Here is a 16,542-nt window from a genome sequence, read left to right as displayed (position 1 = left end):
TCCATCTCTTCGCGGCGCTTTGGGCCGCAGGCCGTTTCGGCCTCCCCAGTTTTTTGTTTGGCGGCGGCAGACCGTGTCTTCAGTGCACAGAGCCAGCCCGCTGGCACAGGCCGCATTGCTGCAGGGCCTGCTGCATGCTGCATACCGAACGCCGACAAGCGACGACCCGGATGCCGCCACGTTGCGCGGCGTTGCGGAAGGTTTTCATGACGTTGTGGCCCAGGAAGTCGGTCAGCAGGATGACCAGCTGGGTGCCCGAGGGCAGTTGCAACGTCTTCTTTTGATGCGAGGGATCACGCCCGCTGATGTGGTGCGTGATCGAAATATTGTGTCCTTTGAGCAGATCCGGGATGTTGCCAAGGCGGTCGGCGCCCACTACCACTGCACTTAATCCTGCCGTCATGATGAACCTCACTGGGTCGTTGAGACTGGATGTAATGATAATGATTCCTATTTTTTAGTCAACTCAAATGAGATCAGTTCTTATTTAATTATTTTTATGAGCCCATGAAAGGGGATAGCGCGGACCGCGACGCATCAAGAAAAAAGGCGCGCCGCCCAATGACGCCGCGCCTCTCGCCCCCCGTGAAACGGATGCCTACTTGGGCGTGCCCTGCACCGCTTCGGTCACCACCGCGCGGGTCAGCGAAGGCGCCAGCATCTCCAGGAAGGTGTAGACGTAGTCACGCAGGAACACGCCTGCCTTCACGCCGACGCGGGTCGTATGCGTGCCGAACAGATGGCCCACCGGCAGGCCCACCAGGTTGCTGTCGCGGCGCGGATCGTAGGCTACGCCGGCGATGATGCCAATGCCCAGGCCCACATCGACATAGGTCTTGATGACGTCGGCGTCGATGGCTTCCAGCACGATGTCGGGGTGGATACCCTGGTTGGCGAAGATCTCATCGATGGTGCTGCGGCCGGTGAAGGCGCGGTCGTAGGTCACGATGGGATACTCGGCCAGCTGCGCCAGCGACAGGCGCTTGGCGGCGCTGGAGGTCAGTTCGGCCAGGGGATGGTCCGGGCGCACCACCACGGTGTGTTCCCAGGCATAGACCGGCAAGGTCGCCAGGCCCGGCGTCAAGGCCAGCGATTCCGTCGCCAGGGCCAGGTCGGCCTGCTCATGCAGCACCATTTCGGCCAGTTGCGCCGGGCTGCCTTCGGCCAGCGACAGGTGCACCTTGGGGAATTGCTTGCGGAACGCGGGAATCACGCGCGGCAGCAGATAGCGCGCCTGAGTGTGGGTGCAAGCGATGACAAGGCCGCCTTCGTCGCGGCGCGCGAACTCGTCGCTGACCTTCTTCAGGTTGTCCACTTCGCGCATGATGCGGTCGATGACCTGCGACACCGCCAGGCCGGGCTTGGTCAGCCCCTTAATGCGCTTGCCGTGCCGTTCGAAGATCTTGATGCCCAGTTCGTCCTCGAACTCGATGATCGCCTTGGAGACGCCGGGCTGCGAGGTATAGAGCATCCGGGCGGCTTCGGTCAGGTTGAAGTCGCGCCGGATGGTTTCGCGGACAAAACGAAATTGCTGCAGGTTCATGAATTGGCCCCTGTTAGACGGGCCAATTATAAGTAATAAGGACGCATTGTTATATAACTTATTTATATAAGCTTACATGCAAGGCGTCCCCAGTTCAGCGCATCGAGATCGTGGTGTTCACGCTCTTGGCATGGGCCGACCAACGCGCCGTGACGGTCTTGGTCTGCGTCCAGAACTGCACGGCCTGCTTGCCATTGGGGCCCAGGTCGCCCAGTTTGGAGCCGCGCGAGCCGGTGAAGCTGAACCAGGCCACCGGCACCGGGATCGGCACGTTGATGCCGACCTGGCCGACGTCGATGTTGTTCTGGAAGTAGCGCGCCGCGCCGCCATCCTGGGTGAACAGCGCCACGCCGTTGCCGTTGGGATTGCGGTTGATGAACGCAACCGCGTCCTCCAGCGTTTCCACGCCCACCACGCACAGGACCGGCCCGAAGATTTCCTCGGTGTAGATGGTCATGTTTTCGGTGACGCCGTCGAAAATCGTCGGGCCCACGAAGTTGCCCTGCTCAAAGCCGGCGACCTTCAGGCTGCGGCCGTCCAGCAGCAGCTTGGCGCCTTCGTCCACGCCCTTCTGGATCAGGCTTTCGACGCGCTTCTTGGCGTTGGGCGAAACGAGAGGGCCGAGATCCGCTTCGCGGTCCATGCCGGAATTGACCTTGAGCTTCTTCGAGCGTTCGACGAAGTCAGGCAGCCAGTTGCGGGCTTCGCCCACCAGCACGGCCACGGACGAGGCCATGCAGCGTTGGCCGGCCGCGCCGAAGGCGGCGCCCACCAGCTGGTTCAGCGCGACCTCGGGATCGGCGTCCGGCAGGATCACGCAGTGGTTCTTGGCGCCCATCATGGACTGGCAGCGCTTGCCGGCGGCGGAGGCACGGTTGTAGATCTCGGTGCCGACGCGGGTCGAACCGATGAACGAGACCGCCTTGATGTCGGGGTGTTCGCACAGGCCGTTGGCGGTTTCCGGGCCGCCGTGCACCACGTTCAGCACGCCCGGCGGCAGGCCGGCTTCCAGCGCCAGTTGCGCCAGGAACAGCGAGGACGTCGGATCCTGCTCGGAAGGCTTGAGGATGAAGGTGTTGCCGCAGGCCACGGCGATCGGGAACATGAAGCAAGGCAGCATGACCGGGAAGTTGAACGCGGTGATGCCCGCGCACACGCCCAGCGGCTGGATCAGCGTATAGACGTCGATGCCGGAAGCGGCATTCTCGGCGTACTCGCCCAGTTGCAGGTTGGCGATGGAGCATGCGTGCTCCACCACTTCCAGGCCGCGGCCGACTTCGCCCTCGGCGTCCGGCAGGGTCTTGCCGTGCTCGCGGGTAATCATTTCGGCCAGCTTGCCGGTATTGGCGCGCAGCAGTTCCTGGAACTTCAGCATGACGCGCATGCGAGCGCCCTGCCCGCTGTTGCGCCAGGTCTTGAAAGCCTCCTTGGCGTTGGAGACGGCCAGGTCCAGTTCTTCGCGCGTGGCGAAGGGCACCTTGGCAACGACCTCCTGGGTAGCGGGATTGATCACGTCCCGCCATTCGGTGGTTTTGGACTGCACGAGCTTGCCGCCGATCAATAGCGGAACGCGGGGGACTTCACTCATTTGATGCTCCTCACACTGCATGGTCGATGCGGATGGAATCCGCATACATGGATGGTGAGGCGCCGGCGGCAAGGGCCTGCCGGCGCCCCGGGTTTACTTCTTGACCAGCGGGCAGCTCGAATCCGCCAGCGGCTGGAAGGCTTCGGCGGCCGGAATGGTGGCCACCAGCTTGGAATAGTCCCAACCGCCCTTGGACTCGGACGGCTTTTTCACTTCATACAGGTACATGTCGTGGATCACGCGGCCGTCGGGACGGATGGACGCGTTGCGCATGATCGGATCCTCGATGGGCAGCGCGCGCATCTTGTCGGCCACCACCTTGCCGTCGGTGCTGCCGGAAGCGGCGACCGAGCGCAGGTAGTGCCGCACGCTGGAGTACACGCCGGCCTGCGTCATGGTGGGTTTCAGGCCGCGGAACGCTTTCTCGAAGCGCCCGGACCACTGGCGCGTGGCGTCGTCGTAATCCCAGTAGAAGCCGTCCACGTACGACAGGCCCTGGGCGCTTTCCAGGCCCAGCGCGCGCAGGTCCGACAGGAAAATCAGCAACGAGACCAGGCGCTGGCCGCCGGCCACGATGCCGAATTCGCGCGCTTGCTTGACCGCGTTGACCGTGTCCTGGCCGCCGTTGGCCAGCGCCACGACCTGGGCCTTGGAGGCCTGCGCCTGCAGCAGGTAGGACGCGAAGTCCGGCGCGTTCAGGGGATGGCGCACGCTGCCGGCGACGGTGCCGCCCAGCGCTTGCACGGCCTTGGCCGTGTCGGCTTCCAGCGAGTGGCCGAAGGCGTAGTCCACGGTGATGAAGTACCAGGATTTGCCGCCTGCCTTTACCGTGGCCTTGGCGCCGCCCGCGGACTGCGAGTAGGTATCGAACATCCAGTGGAATCCCACCGGCGAGCATTCCTTGTTGGTCAGCGCCGTGGTGGCGGGACCGGAGAACATCACCACCTTGTTCTTTTCTCGCGCAATGCCCTGCACCGCCAGCGCCACCGCGGAGTTGGTCAGGTCGGCGATGGCGGTGACGCCGTCGCGGTCGAACCATTCGCGCGCCTTGGCCGCGCCCACGTCGGCCTTGTTCTGGTTGTCCGCGGACACCAGCTCGATCTTCATGCCCTTGCATTCCGCGGCCAGGCAGTCGTCGATGGCCAACTGCGCCGCCGCCACCGAACCAGGCCCACCCATGCCGGCGTAGGTGCCAGACATGTCCGTCAGAATGCCGATCTTCACTGGCGGCTTATCCGCCGCCTGCGCCTGGCCGACCAATGCGGCGCCCAGACACAAGCCTACGGCCAGCCCGCGTGCGTGCAATTTCATGGATTTGTCTCCTGAGTTTTATTCGTTATGGCGCCGTCTACGCGGCCTGCGGTCCCGGGGTTCAGACCCCGGAGAGCCTGGCGACAGGCCCCAAGCCCGCCGACCCAGTGTAGATGTGTGAAAATCAACAAGCAACACTAGAAATGCACATTCCTTGTGCATTCATGCACAAGCAAAATTTGCCCGGCGGCGCAGCGCGCAGCCGGGCCTGGAGAGCCGGAAAGTGCTTGATTGGGACAGCCTGAGATATTTCCTGGAAGTGGCCCGCACCCAGCGGGTGAGCGCCGCGGCGCGCAAGCTCGGGGTCGAGCACACGACCGTGTCGCGGCGCATCCGCGCGCTGGAAGCTGAGCTGGACACCCTGCTATTCGAAAAGTCGCGCGGCGCGGGCTTCGTGCTGACCGAAGACGGCCAGCGCCTGTTCGTCCATGCCGAACAGATGGAGAGCACGGTGCATTCCGCCCGCGAAAACCTGTCGGGCATCGGCCAGGCGCTGTCGGGGCACTTGCGCATCGGCGCCACCGAGGGCTTCGGCAGCTATGTGCTGACGCCGTTGGCGGCGGACTTCCAGCGGCGCTATCCGCACATCACGCTGGACATCCTGCCGGTGCCGCGCTTTGTCAGCCTGTCCAAGCGCGAAGCCGACCTGGCCATCACCATCGAGCGCCCCCAGCGCGGCCCCTATGTGTGCAGCAAGCTGTGCGACTACACGCTGCGCCTGTACGGCACGCCCGGCTATCTGGCCAGCCATCCGCCAATCCGCGAGCGCGCGGACCTGGCCGACCACACCTTCATCGGCTACGTCGACGAACTGCTGTTCAGCGAGCGGCTGCGCTATCTGGAAGATCTGCTGCCCGCCAGCAAGGTGGTATTGCGCAGCACCAGCGTGGTGGCGCAATACCACGCCGCGCTGCAGGGCCAGTCGCTAGCGATCCTGCCCTGCTTCATCGCCGCGCAGGACCCGCGGCTCACGCCCGTGCTGGCGGACGAGGTCGAGATCACGCGCTCGTTCTGGATGTATTGCCATGAAGACCTGCGCAAGCTCAAACGCGTGACGGCCCTGTGGGAATTCATTCGCAAGTCAGTGCTGAAGAACGCCGACCTGCTGGCCGGCAAGGGCGGCACGATGAAGTACCTGCCCTGAAAAAGCCGCGGCCCGCGCTGGGCGGGCCGCAAGGCGTTGGATGTGCCGGCGTCAGGCGCTGTTCTTGGGCGCTTTCACGCGCAAGCGCCGCATCAGCAGAAAGACCGTCAGCATCGCCACCAAGGCATGGATCGCCCACACGCCCACGCCAAAGCTGAGCTTGCCGTTGGAGATCCAGGCGCGCGACAGGTTCATCAGGTTCATGTAGAGCAGGCCCACCAGGCCGGCGATGAGCAGGTCGCCCGAACGTCCCAGGCGCGGGTTGACGGCGCCCAGCGGAATCGCCAGCAACGCCAGGTTCAGCGCGGCCAGCGGCAACGAGACCCGCCACATCACTTGCGACCAGCTGCTATTGGTGTTGTCCGCAATCAATTGCGAGGTCGTGCGCGCCTTGGCGGAACGCTCCGCGTTGGCGCGCGCTTCGGCCACGGGATCGCCGCCCGACTTGCTTTCGAGGCGCAGGCCGTACTTGTCGAAGTGCACCAGCCGGATCTCGGGCGTGCCCGGCTTCAGGTCATAGCGATGGCCTTCGCCCAGCACCAGGAAGCGGTCGCCGTTGGGCATGGTTTCGCTATGGGCCTTGCTGGCGGTCAGCACGCTGAGCCATTCGGGACCATTTTCGCGCGCGAATACGTTGCCCAGTTCATCGCTGGGCTCCAGCGGATCTTCGGCGAAGAACACGCGGTTGCCGCCGGACGATTCCGCGAACTGGCCGGCCGTGACCTTGGACAGGTCGGAGCGCTGCTCGAAGCGTTCGTGGTATTCGCCGATCTGGCGGTACGCCCAAGGCGCCGCCACCAGCGTCAACCCCGCCACCGCCAGCGCCACGGGGATGGCGACGCGCAGCACCGGCCGGAACCAGTCGGCCAGCGAGAGGCCGCTGGCGAACCACACCACCATTTCCGATTCACGGTAATTGCGCGTGACGGTGGTGAGGACCGCAATGAAGACGGAGACCGCGAGAATGGTCGGCAATGCGGTGATGGTCGACAGCGCGGCCAGCACCACCACGACGTCCGCCCCGATGTTGCCGCCCGCTGCTTCACCGAGCAGGCGCACGAGCAACACGCTGAGCCATACGATGAGCAACGTGGAAAAGACAACGCCAGCGTGACTGGTGATCTCGCTGACGACAGAGCGTTTGAATAGAGACATGGGAGAATATGCGGGATAATCGACCGCATTCTACACAGACGTACACGGGAAACCCTCATGGAATTTAGCACACAGACCACTGCTTCCCTGCACCAAGTCAAGACCGCCGCCCTGGCCGTCGGGGTCTATGCGGAAGGCGTGTTGAGCCCCGCCGCCGATCTCATCGACCGCGCTTCCAATGGCGCGGTGCGTTCGGTGGTCAAGGCCGAGTTCCGCGGCCGCGCCGGCTCCACGCTGACCCTGCGCAACCTGCCCGGCGTGTCCGCGCAGCGTGTGGTGCTGGTGGGCCTGGGCAAGCAGGAAGAATATTCTGCCCGCGCCCACGCCTCGGCCGAGCAGGCCTTCGCCGCGGCTTGCGTATCGGCGCAGCTGGCTGAAGGCGTGTCCACGCTGGTCGCCAATCCGATCGCCGACGTGGCTGTCATCGCGCGCGCCCGCAGCGCCGCCATCGCAGCCGGCAACGCCACCTATCATTACGACGCCAGCTTCGGCAAGCCCGACCGCGACGCCCGTCCCAAGCTCAAGAAGATCGTCCAGGTCGTCGAGCGCGCTGACGCGGCCCAGGCCCAGAAGGGCCTGCGCGAAGGCGGCGCCATCGCCAACGGCATGGACCTGACCCGCACGCTGGGCAACCTGCCCGGCAATATCTGCACGCCGACCTACCTGGGCGAGACGGCCAAGCGCCTGGCCCGCGAGTTCAAGTCGCTGAAGGTGGAAGTGCTGGACCGCAAGCAGGTCGAAGCGCTGGGCATGGGCTCGTTCCTGTCGGTCGCGCGCGGCTCCGAGGAAGCGCTGCGCTTCATCGTCCTGCGCCATGCCGGCAACAAGGCCGCCAAAAAGACCGCCAAGGGCGCGCAAGGCCCCATCGTGCTGGTCGGCAAGGGCATCACCTTCGATGCCGGCGGCATCTCGCTCAAGCCCGCCGCCACCATGGACGAAATGAAGTACGACATGTGCGGCGCCGCCAGCGTGCTGGGTTCGTTCCGCGCCCTGGCCGAACTGGAGCTGCCGCTGGACGTGGTGGGCCTGATCCCGGCTTGCGAAAACCTGCCCAGCGGCAAGGCCAACAAGCCGGGCGACGTCGTCACCAGCATGGCTGGCCTGACCATCGAAATCCTGAACACCGACGCCGAAGGCCGCCTGGTGCTGTGCGACGCACTGACCTACGCGGAACGCTTCAAGCCGTCCGCGGTGATCGACATCGCCACCCTGACCGGCGCTTGCGTGGTGGCCCTGGGCAACGTCAATAGCGGCCTGTTCTCCAAGGACGACGCGCTGGCCGATGCGCTGGCCGCGGCCGGCCGCCAGTCGCTGGACACCGCATGGCGCATGCCGATGGACGACGCCTACCAGGAACAGCTCAAGTCCAACTTCGCCGACCTCGCCAACATCGGCGGTCCTCCGGCGGGCGCGGTCACGGCGGCCTGCTTCCTGTCGCGCTTCGCCACGTCGTACCGCTGGGCCCACCTGGACATCGCCGGCACCGCCTGGCGCGGTGGCAAGGACAAGGGCGCCACCGGCCGCCCCGTGCCGCTCCTGATGCAGTACCTGCTGGACCAGGCTTGAAACGGCAGCAACGGAACCCGGCATGACGCGCATCGACTTCGCCTTCGGCGCGCCCGACCGCTTGCGCACCGCCTGCCAGGTGGTGCGCAAGCGCTACCTGGCAGGGCAGCGGTTGGTGGTGTACTGTAGGGATGGCTCCCGGCTGGCCGCGTTCGACCGCATGCTCTGGGCCTTCGACGACACTTCTTTCGTGCCGCACGTGCTGGCCAACGATCCGCTGGCGGGCGAGACTCCTGTAATTCTCACTGCCGGCGATCCGCAACAGGCCGCGGCCGCGGCGGGCCAGGGCGGACAGCCCCAGCCGTCCTGGCTGCTGAACCTGGACCTCGACTGCCCTCCGGGTTTCGAAGCCTTCGAGCGCCTGCTTGAAATCGTCTCGGACGACCCCGACGACAAGCAGGCCGCCCGCCAGCGCTGGCGGACCTACCTGGCCGCGGGCCACACGCCGCAAAGCCACGACCTCAGCCGCCAGCAGCCGGACGGCTGAACGCGCCGGCCTTGCGGCGCGCCACCTCGATCACCCGGGAGCCATCATGCCCTCTCGCCACGCCGACCCCGGCATCCCTACCCTGACCCAGCGGGCCGAGCCCGCGCTCTACCCGCCGGCGTCCCCGCACGACGCGGACATGCCCGTGTTGACCGACCTGGCCGACGATGGCGCGCAGGGTGATGACGACGACGCCTTTCCGCTACTGACGGAAGTGGCGGACGACGCAGATGCGTCCCCTGATATCATTCCGCCGGCAGCCGCCGTCCTGGCTACGCCCCCCGCGGCGCCGGACGCCACGGTCCTGAGCGCCCGCCTTCAGGCCGAGGTCGAGCAGCTGATGCGCGAAGCCCTGGCCGAGGCCATCGAACAGATCCAGGCCCGCATGGACGCGGAATTGCCGCGCATCGTCGCCAGGGTGCTGCAGGACGTCAGGCCGGGTTGACCCGTCTGGAACCTATTTCGCGCCTCTGGTCTAATCCTAGGCAGAACTGGATTCTTCAGGGAACTGTAAGGTATCCTTCCCATCTAAGCCTTCTAGGCAACCATTACTCTGCCGCACACAGGAGTTCTCAATGAACGAATATCGTCCGTCCCCTTTTAACCGTTCCGGCGCCGTAGCCGGCGCGCCGGGCGAGGTCGCGCGCAACCAGGTGCTGCGCAACACCTATTGGCTCTTGGCGCTCTCGCTGATCCCGACCGTGCTGGGCGCGGCCGTCGGCATGTACACCGGCATCAACCGCATCATGGGCGCAAGCCCCGGCCTGTCCGCCATCGTGTTCCTGGTGGGCGCGTTCGGCCTGATGTTCGCGATCGAAAAGAACAAGAACAGCTCGCTGGGCGTGGTCCTGCTGCTGGCCTTCACGTTCTTCATGGGCGTGATGCTGTCGCGCCTGCTGGGCTTCGTCATGGGCATGAGCAACGGCTCGCAGCTGGTCATGACGGCCTTCGGCGGCACCGCGATCGTGTTCGGCACGATGGCCACGCTGGCCACCACCATCAAGCGCGACCTGTCGGGATTGCAGAAATTCCTGTTCATCGGCGCGGTCGTGATCCTGGTGGCGGCCCTGGCCAACATCTTCCTGCAACTGCCCGCGCTGATGCTGACCATCTCGGTCCTGGCCATCGTCATCTTCTCGGCCTTCATGCTGGTCGACCTGCAGCGCGTGGTCAACGGCGGCGAAACCAACTACGTGTCCGCCACGCTGGCCATCTACCTGGACGTCTACAACGTCTTCTCGAACCTGCTGATGCTGCTGGGCATCTTCGGCGGCAACCGCGAGTAATCGCAACGCTGCCAAACCGGCACAAAGAGCCTACATTCACGTGTGGGCTCTTTTTTTTTACCTTGGGCCTGCATTCACGTGTAGGCCCTTTTCTTTGCCCCTCCCGGGCGCCCTTTCCCGCTGGAGCCACGCCATGCCCGACCGCCGCCGCTTCCTCCAGACCGCTGCCGCCGCCGCCCTGACCGGGCCGGCCTGGACGGCCCGCGCCCTCAGCGTGGTAACTCCCATGCACAGGCGGAACATACCCGCCTCCGGCGAGGCGCTGCCTGTGATCGGCCTGGGCACCGCCGACACCTTCAACGTGTCCCCCGCCGACAAGGCCGCCATGGCGCCGCTGGCGCAGGTGCTGGATACGCTGCTGCAGAAGGGCGGCAAGCTGATCGACACCGCGCCCAGCTACGGGCAGGCGGAAGCGGTCACCGGCGCGCTGCTGGCGCGCGACGGCGGCGTGCGGGCCAGGACCTTCCTGGCGACCAAGATCAGCACGCAGGGCCACGAGTCAGCCATGCGCCAGGTGCGCCAATCGCAACAGGCGCTGGGCAGCGACAAGCTCGACCTGGTCCAGGTGCACAACCTGATCGACACCGCCAACCAGCTGGCGCTGCTGCGCGAACTGAAGCAGCAAGGCGTGATCCGCTATCTGGGCATCACGCACTACACCGACCATGCCCACGACGAACTGACCGAACTGGTCGAACGCGAAAAGCCCGATTTCCTGCAGATCAACCTGTCCGTAGCCGACCGCAGCGCCGAAAAACGCCTGTTGCCCGCCTGCCAGGCCCACGGCGTCGCGGTGCTGATCAACCGCCCGTTCCAGGACGGCGCGCTGTTCCGCCGGGTCAAGGGGATGGCGCTGCCCGAGCTGGCCGCCGAGATCGATTGCGGATCCTGGGCGCAGATCTTCCTGAAGTTCATCATCGGCCATCCCGCGGTCACCGCCGTCATTCCCGCCACTTCCAAGCCGGCCAACATGGCGGACAACGCGCAGGCCGGCTTCGGGCCGCTGCCGGACGCCGCCATGCGGGAACGCATCGCCGCGTTGCTGGCCTGACGCCATGGCGTCCGCCCCCGGCAGCTTGCCAGGCCGCGCCGCGCAGGCCTTGGGCATTCCGCAGGAAGAACTGGCGCCGGCAGCCTGCGGCTTCGCGTTTTTCTTCTTTCTGTTCTGCGGCTATTTCATGCTGCGGCCGATACGCGAGACCATGGGCATCCAGGCGGGCGTCGACCATCTGCAATGGCTGTTCACCGCGACCTTCATCGCCATGCTGGCCGTGGTGCCGCTGTTCGGCTGGCTGTCGGCGCGCGTGCCGCGCGCCATGCTGGTGACCTGGGTCTATGCCGCCTTCGCGCTCAGCATGGCCGGCTTCGCCGCCCTGCTCCATCTGCGCCCCGGCAGCGTCTGGGCGGCGCGCAGCTTCTACGTCTGGCTGTCGGTCTTCAACCTGTTCGTGGTCTCCATCGCCTGGAGCCTGATGGCCGACGTATTCCGCATGGAGTCCGCCAAACGCCTGTTCGCGCTGATTGCCGCGGGCGCCAGCGCCGGCGGGCTGGCAGGCCCGCTGTTGGGCGGCCTGCTGGCCGGCGCGCTCGGTCCGGCCGGCCTGTTGCTGCTGTCGGCGCTGCTGTTGACCGCCACCCTGCCCCTCAAGCGCTGGCTGCTGCGCTGGCGCGCGGCCCACCGCGATGATGCGGCCTCGGACGACATGCGCCGACCGCTGGAAGGTTCGATCCTGGCCGGCCTCTCGCGCATCTTCCAGTCACCTTACCTGCTGGGGATTTCGCTGCTGGTGATCCTGCTGGCCACGCTCAACACGTTTCTCTACATGGAGCAGGCGCGGCTGGTGGCGCATGCCTTTACCGACACGGCCCAGCGCATCCGGGTCTTCAGCGCGCTGGACTTCACGGTGCAGGCGCTGTCGCTGCTGTCGCAGCTCTTCATCACCGGACGCGTGGCCACGCGTCTGGGGCTGCGCTTCCTGCTGACCGCCGTGCCGCTGACGATGACGGCCGCTTTCCTGGCGCTGGCGGCCTTTCCCGTCTTCGGCGTGCTGGCCGCGGCCATGATCGTGCGCCGGGTCGGCGAGTACGCGCTGATCCGGCCGGGGCGCGAAATGCTGTTCACCGCAGTCTCGCCCGAAGACAAGTACAAGACCAAGAACGTCATCGACACCGTGGTCTACCGCGCGGGCGATGCGGCCAGCGGCTGGGTCAAGGCGGGCGTGGACATGCTGGGCTACGGCCCGGCGCTGATCGCCGCGCTGGGCGCCCTGTGCGCGCTGGCGGCCGCCGCCGTGGGCCACGGGCTGGGACGGACCGCCGACCGGCGCAATGCGGACAGGTCTTAGGTTTTATTGAACATCCATCTCATTGAACCAAACGTATTCCCCAGGCCGCGACCGCACAATGGCGCAGCTCTCAATGCCTGGGGAAACGTCATGAAACGCACCGCCTGTCTTGCCGCCGTGTTGCTAAGCCTGGCCGCGCCCGCCGCGCTGGCCGCCTATCCGGAACGCGCCATCACCCTGATCGTGCCGGCCGCAGCGGGCGGCAACGCCGACATCACCGCGCGCCTGGTGGGCCAGGAAATGAGCCGCCAGCTGGGCCAGCCCGTGGTCGTGGAGAACCGCGTCGGCGCGGGCGGCCGTATCGGCACCCAGGCCGTGGCGCGCGCGCCGGCCGACGGCTACACCATCGGCTATGCCCACGTCGGCACGCTGGTGCTGCACCGGTTCCTGTTCAAGCAGCAGCTCTACGACCTGGACCGCGACATCGCCGCCATCGGGCTGGTGGCCGAAACGCCCAACGTCATCGTGGTGAACGCGTCCTCGCCCTATCTCGACCTGAAGGGGTTCATCGAGGCCAGCCGCGCCCAGCCGGAGCGCCTGACGATGACCTCCGCCGACCCGGGCACCACCAGCGAGGTCGGGGTCAAGCTCTTCATCGCCCAGACCGGCGCCGCCGTGCGCCAGATCCCGTACAAGGCCACGGCCGCGCAGTTGTCCGACCTGCTGGGCGGCCATGTCGATTCCATGATGGAAAACCTGCCGCCACTGATCGGCAACCTGAAGGATGGCCGCTTGCGCGCGCTGGCGGTCACGACCAAGACCCGCGCCGCCTCCAATCCGGACGTGCCGACGGTGGCGGAGCAAGGGTATCCCGACTACGAGCAATCGGCCTGGAGCGCGCTGGTCGCGCCCGCCGGCACCCCGCCCGAGGTCATCGCGCGGCTGAACGCGGCAATGAACGCTGCGCTGCGCTCGGACGGCGTCAGCAAGGAACTGCGCAGCCGCTCCCAGGAACCGCTGGGTGGCACGCCGCAGGACGTACAGAACCAGATACGCAAGGAGCTGCCCAAATGGGAAGGCATCATCAAGGCCGCCGGCACGACGCTGGATTGAACCGGATCGTCACATCAGCAGGAGCCGCCGCATGGCCACGGTAAGCCGCGAGGACTTTTCCTGCGCCGCGGCGACCAACGCGTCGGCCTACCGGCGCGTCACCATACCGATGCTGCGGATCGAGGCGGGGCCTGGCCCCGCCGTTGCCTTGATGGCGGGCGTGCATGGCGACGAATGGGAAGGCCAGGCCGCCATCCTGGAGCTGTGGCGCCTGCTGCCCGGCATCCTGCAACGCGGCACGGTCTACCTGCTGCCCGCGGCCAACGCCGAGGCCTCGCTGGCGGGCACGCGCCTGTCGCCGTCCGACGGCGGCAACCTCAACCGCGCTTTCCTGGGCGCCCCCGCGCGCGGCTACACGGAAAGCGTGGCCGCCGCGCTGGAAGCCCGGCTGCTGCCGCGCATACAGGCGCTGGTGGACGTGCACAGCGGCGGCGCGTCGCTGCGCTACCTGCCCTCGTCGGTCATCACGCGCTACGGCGACGACGCCTACGACGAACGCCTGCCCGCCCTGGCGCGAGCCTTCGGGCTGCCCGATTGCATGTACTTCCGCGGCACGGAGTCCGGCTCCATGCCGGCCGCCGCCAGCCGCCATGAGGTGCTGCGCCTGAGCGCCGAGATCGGGGGCGGCCGCGAAACCAGCCAGGCGCTGGTCGACCGCTGCCGCGACGGCCTGCTGGGCTGCCTGGGCGAGCTCGGTCTCCTGCCCGACCGCCCGCCCGCGCGCCGCCCCGAGGTCCGCCTCTATGACCTGGACGCTCCCGCCGCCACCCTGCGCGCCAGCGAGGCTGGCGTGTTCGTGCCCGCTGTCGAACTGGGACAACTGGTCAATGCGCGCCAGCGCATCGGCCAACTGCTGGAACCCGCCCGACCCGACATGGCGCCGCGCGCGCTGACCAGTCCGCAGGCCGGCACTGTCGTGTGCCTGCGCGCCATCGCCCGCAGCGACGACGGCGATTGCCTGCTGCAAGTCGCGCCCGCCCTTCCCCTCGATTCCCTTGCCTCGAAGTATTGACCCATGCAGATGAACCCTAGCTTGTCCGGCCTGCGCTGCATCCGTTGCGCCAGCCTGTGGCCGCCGGCCGATTACCCCGAAGGCTGCCCCAGCTGCCTGGAAGCCGGCCACCCCGCCAGCCTGGAATGCCTGTACGAACCCTCGGCCGACGGCGCCATGCCCCTGCCGGTGCTGGACGCCGTCACGCTGGGCGAAGGCGCCACTCCCTGCCTCGCGGCGCCCGCGCTGGCGCAGACTGAAGGCGTGGGCCAGCTCTGGCTGAAATGCGAAAGCGCCAACCCCACCGGCAGCCACAAGGACCGCATGGCGGCCCAACTGGTGTCGCGCGCGCGCCTGGCCGGCGCCACCCGCGTGGCGGCCGCCTCCAGCGGCAATGCCGGCGTCTCGCTGGCCGCCTATTGCGCCGCCGCGCGGCTGGAAGCCGACATCGCCATCACCACCAACTGCCCGCCCTTGCAGCGCGAGGCCATGCAGCGCTTCGGCGCCCGGCTGACCGCCTTCGAGGACAGCCTGAGCCGCTGGCCCCATGTCGAGGACCTGTGTCGCAACCACGGCGCCTTCGCCGGCACGAACTATCTGAATCCGCCCGTGGGCACCCACCCCTACGGCGTGGAAGGCTACAAGCCCATCGCGCAGGAGATCCTGGAAAGCTGCGGCGTGCCCAGCGACATCGTGGTGCCCACCGCGCGCGGCGATCTGCTGTGGGGCATCTTCCTGGGTTGGCAGCATCTGCTGCAAACCGGCCGCATCGCGCGCCTTCCGCGCCTGCATGCGGTGGAGCCGTACGCCCGCCTGTCGCGCGCGCGCGCCACGGGCGACGCGCGCAAGCAATGGGACGGCGTGACGGACCAGTATTCGATCGCGGGCAGCACCAGCACGCTGCAATCGCTGGAAGCCTTGACGCGTTCCGGCGGCACGCCGGTGGAGATCTCGGACGCCGCGGCCGCGCAAGCGCAGCAGCGGCTGGAACGCATTGGCCTGGCGACCGAGCTGTCATCGGCCGCGGCGCTGGCTGCCGTGTCGCGGCTGCGGCGCTCGGGCTTGTTGGATGCGGAGTCGTCCGTGGTGTTGATCGTGACCTCGGACGGGCGCCGCGGCTAGCGCCCCGGGGCCGGCTTCGGCGCGCTAGACGCCAAAGCTTTCCACCAGCGGCGCCAACGCGCCGCGCAGGCAGGTCGCCCAGAACTTGCCCGCCTCGGACAAGGGGCGGCTGCCATGCAGGATCATGTGGCATTCGAAATGCACCGGCGCGGCCAGCGGGCGATAGCACAGGCCCGCCGCCGCCATGCCGACTGCCGTGGCCGGGTTGGCGATGCCCACGCCATGCCCCGCCAGCGCCAGTTGGCACACGGTGCTGGAATAAGGCGTCTCGATGGCCACCTTCAGGCTCTGCCCCGCTTGCGCCAACAGCGCGTCCAGGCGCTTGCGCGAGCCGTCCTCGGCGTTCAGCGCGATCACGTCGGCGTCGGCCAGGTGCGAAAAATCCACTTGCTCCAGCCGCGCCAGCGGATGCCCCTTGGGAAAAACCGCCACGGCGCGCAAACTGGCCAGCCGGTGGCCGCGCAAGCCTTCGAGTTCGGATTCGTCGGCCACAGCTGCCAGGTCCAGCTCGCCCGACACCACCATGTCGCGCAAGGTATTGGAATCCCGGATCTGCAGATACAGGCCGGTATCAGGATAGCGCTCGCGAAAGCGAGCAATAGTGTCGCTGATGATGGCGCCGCTATAGGCATGGATGCAGCCGATGCGCAGCCGTGGCTGCGCCGCGCCGCGGATGGCGCGGATCTTGCGGCCCAGGCTTTCCAGCCCGACGTTCAGGCGGCGGATTTCTTCATACAGCAGGGTCGCCTCGGGCGTGCGCTGCATGCGCTGGCGTACGCGCTCGAACAGACGCAGCTCGATGCTGGCTTCGAGCGCGGCCAGGGTCGCGCTGACGGTGGCGGGCGACACGTCCAGCCGTCTGGCAGCGGCGGTGACGCTTTCCGTTTCATAGACGGTGCGGAAGGTCTCGACCTGCTTGAGCGTGAAGGTCATGGCCGGATCGCGCTGCGC

16 protein-coding genes are annotated in these 16,542 nt (G+C 67.0%); 10 read left to right on the top strand and 6 right to left on the bottom strand.

What is annotated here, in order from left to right; genetic code table 11:
- Window positions 1-79 precede the first annotated feature (79 nt).
- The 4 genes from IB259_RS19590 to IB259_RS19575 all read right to left on the bottom strand — a co-directional run bounded on the left by IB259_RS19590 (window position 80) and on the right by IB259_RS19575 (window position 4,442).
- Window positions 80-403 carry a DUF2325 domain-containing protein gene (locus IB259_RS19590; RefSeq protein ID WP_054451313.1) on the bottom strand — a complete coding sequence of 108 codons (324 nt, stop codon included), beginning with the start codon at window positions 401-403 and terminating at the stop codon, window positions 80-82.
- Between the two features lie 195 nt (window positions 404-598).
- Window positions 599-1,543, bottom strand: coding sequence for a CysB family HTH-type transcriptional regulator (locus IB259_RS19585; RefSeq protein WP_054450660.1), 945 nt, complete (start codon window positions 1,541-1,543; stop codon window positions 599-601).
- Between the two features lie 94 nt (window positions 1,544-1,637).
- Window positions 1,638-3,131, bottom strand: a complete 1,494-nt coding sequence (locus tag IB259_RS19580; protein WP_054450658.1) for a CoA-acylating methylmalonate-semialdehyde dehydrogenase — start codon at window positions 3,129-3,131, stop codon at window positions 1,638-1,640.
- 93 nt (window positions 3,132-3,224) lie between these two features.
- Window positions 3,225-4,442, bottom strand: a complete 1,218-nt coding sequence (locus IB259_RS19575) for an ABC transporter substrate-binding protein (protein ID WP_054450656.1) — start codon at window positions 4,440-4,442, stop codon at window positions 3,225-3,227.
- Between the two features lie 223 nt (window positions 4,443-4,665).
- On the opposite strand from IB259_RS19575, the gene IB259_RS19570 reads away from it, so the two are divergent.
- Window positions 4,666-5,586, top strand: coding sequence for a LysR family transcriptional regulator (locus IB259_RS19570; RefSeq protein ID WP_054450654.1), 921 nt, complete (start codon window positions 4,666-4,668; stop codon window positions 5,584-5,586).
- A gap of 51 nt (window positions 5,587-5,637) precedes the next feature.
- Here IB259_RS19570 and lptF read toward each other — a convergent pair whose 3' ends face one another.
- Entirely contained in the window at window positions 5,638-6,741 is a 1,104-nt protein-coding gene (lptF, locus tag IB259_RS19565) for an LPS export ABC transporter permease LptF (RefSeq protein ID WP_054450652.1), read from the bottom strand.
- A 57-nt stretch (window positions 6,742-6,798) separates the two neighbouring features.
- Between lptF and IB259_RS19560 the strand changes: the two genes are divergently transcribed.
- From IB259_RS19560 to IB259_RS19520, 9 genes are all read left to right on the top strand, one after another.
- The gene (locus IB259_RS19560) at window positions 6,799-8,307 is read left to right on the top strand and encodes a leucyl aminopeptidase (RefSeq protein WP_054450650.1); all 1,509 of its coding nucleotides are present in this window, start codon (window positions 6,799-6,801) and stop codon (window positions 8,305-8,307) included.
- A gap of 22 nt (window positions 8,308-8,329) precedes the next feature.
- Window positions 8,330-8,794 carry a DNA polymerase III subunit chi gene (locus IB259_RS19555; RefSeq protein ID WP_119450966.1) on the top strand — a complete coding sequence of 155 codons (465 nt, stop codon included), beginning with the start codon at window positions 8,330-8,332 and terminating at the stop codon, window positions 8,792-8,794.
- 46 nt (window positions 8,795-8,840) lie between these two features.
- On the top strand, window positions 8,841-9,239 hold the full coding sequence (locus IB259_RS19550; RefSeq protein WP_192329941.1) for a hypothetical protein: 399 nt from the start codon (window positions 8,841-8,843) through the stop codon (window positions 9,237-9,239).
- A gap of 130 nt (window positions 9,240-9,369) precedes the next feature.
- Window positions 9,370-10,080, top strand: a complete 711-nt coding sequence (locus tag IB259_RS19545; protein WP_054450644.1) for a Bax inhibitor-1/YccA family protein — start codon at window positions 9,370-9,372, stop codon at window positions 10,078-10,080.
- Window positions 10,081-10,213: 133 nt separating this feature from the next.
- On the top strand, window positions 10,214-11,131 hold the full coding sequence (locus IB259_RS19540; protein ID WP_192329939.1) for an aldo/keto reductase: 918 nt from the start codon (window positions 10,214-10,216) through the stop codon (window positions 11,129-11,131).
- Window positions 11,132-11,135: 4 nt separating this feature from the next.
- A complete protein-coding gene (locus IB259_RS19535; protein WP_192329937.1) occupies window positions 11,136-12,425 on the top strand; it encodes an NTP/NDP exchange transporter in 1,290 nt (429 codons plus the stop codon).
- Window positions 12,426-12,515: 90 nt separating this feature from the next.
- On the top strand, window positions 12,516-13,478 hold the full coding sequence (locus tag IB259_RS19530; RefSeq protein WP_192329935.1) for a tripartite tricarboxylate transporter substrate binding protein: 963 nt from the start codon (window positions 12,516-12,518) through the stop codon (window positions 13,476-13,478).
- Window positions 13,479-13,509: 31 nt separating this feature from the next.
- Window positions 13,510-14,490, top strand: coding sequence for a succinylglutamate desuccinylase/aspartoacylase family protein (locus IB259_RS19525; protein WP_192329933.1), 981 nt, complete (start codon window positions 13,510-13,512; stop codon window positions 14,488-14,490).
- 3 nt (window positions 14,491-14,493) lie between these two features.
- Window positions 14,494-15,591 carry a pyridoxal-phosphate dependent enzyme gene (locus IB259_RS19520; protein WP_054450634.1) on the top strand — a complete coding sequence of 366 codons (1,098 nt, stop codon included), beginning with the start codon at window positions 14,494-14,496 and terminating at the stop codon, window positions 15,589-15,591.
- A gap of 24 nt (window positions 15,592-15,615) precedes the next feature.
- On the opposite strand, the gene IB259_RS19515 is transcribed toward IB259_RS19520, so the two are convergent.
- Window positions 15,616-16,524 (bottom strand): LysR family transcriptional regulator, encoded by a 909-nt coding sequence (locus tag IB259_RS19515; protein ID WP_054450632.1) that lies wholly within the window; start codon window positions 16,522-16,524, stop codon window positions 15,616-15,618.
- Between the last annotated feature and the right edge of the window lie 18 nt (window positions 16,525-16,542).

It is taken from the genome of Achromobacter sp. ACM04 (genome assembly GCF_014851465.1).
Lineage (GTDB): Bacteria > Pseudomonadota > Gammaproteobacteria > Burkholderiales > Burkholderiaceae_B > Achromobacter > Achromobacter aegrifaciens.
This window is presented reverse-complemented; position numbering and strand designations above follow the sequence as displayed.

Excerpts from the sequence above, each read along its gene's own strand:
- IB259_RS19590 (WP_054451313.1), bottom strand. The coding sequence starts at position 403 with ATGACGGCAGGATTAAGTGCAGTGGTAGTGGGCGCCGACCGCCTTGGC.
- IB259_RS19585 (WP_054450660.1), bottom strand. The coding sequence starts at position 1,543 with ATGAACCTGCAGCAATTTCGTTTTGTCCGCGAAACCATCCGGCGCGAC.
- IB259_RS19580 (WP_054450658.1), bottom strand. The coding sequence starts at position 3,131 with ATGAGTGAAGTCCCCCGCGTTCCGCTATTGATCGGCGGCAAGCTCGTG.
- IB259_RS19575 (WP_054450656.1), bottom strand. The coding sequence starts at position 4,442 with ATGAAATTGCACGCACGCGGGCTGGCCGTAGGCTTGTGTCTGGGCGCC.
- lptF (WP_054450652.1), bottom strand. The coding sequence starts at position 6,741 with ATGTCTCTATTCAAACGCTCTGTCGTCAGCGAGATCACCAGTCACGCT.
- IB259_RS19560 (WP_054450650.1), top strand. The coding sequence starts at position 6,799 with ATGGAATTTAGCACACAGACCACTGCTTCCCTGCACCAAGTCAAGACC.
- IB259_RS19555 (WP_119450966.1), top strand. The coding sequence starts at position 8,330 with ATGACGCGCATCGACTTCGCCTTCGGCGCGCCCGACCGCTTGCGCACC.
- IB259_RS19550 (WP_192329941.1), top strand. The coding sequence starts at position 8,841 with ATGCCCTCTCGCCACGCCGACCCCGGCATCCCTACCCTGACCCAGCGG.
- IB259_RS19545 (WP_054450644.1), top strand. The coding sequence starts at position 9,370 with ATGAACGAATATCGTCCGTCCCCTTTTAACCGTTCCGGCGCCGTAGCC.
- IB259_RS19540 (WP_192329939.1), top strand. The coding sequence starts at position 10,214 with ATGCCCGACCGCCGCCGCTTCCTCCAGACCGCTGCCGCCGCCGCCCTG.
- IB259_RS19535 (WP_192329937.1), top strand. The coding sequence starts at position 11,136 with ATGGCGTCCGCCCCCGGCAGCTTGCCAGGCCGCGCCGCGCAGGCCTTG.
- IB259_RS19530 (WP_192329935.1), top strand. The coding sequence starts at position 12,516 with ATGAAACGCACCGCCTGTCTTGCCGCCGTGTTGCTAAGCCTGGCCGCG.
- IB259_RS19525 (WP_192329933.1), top strand. The coding sequence starts at position 13,510 with ATGGCCACGGTAAGCCGCGAGGACTTTTCCTGCGCCGCGGCGACCAAC.
- IB259_RS19520 (WP_054450634.1), top strand. The coding sequence starts at position 14,494 with ATGCAGATGAACCCTAGCTTGTCCGGCCTGCGCTGCATCCGTTGCGCC.
- IB259_RS19515 (WP_054450632.1), bottom strand. The coding sequence starts at position 16,524 with ATGACCTTCACGCTCAAGCAGGTCGAGACCTTCCGCACCGTCTATGAA.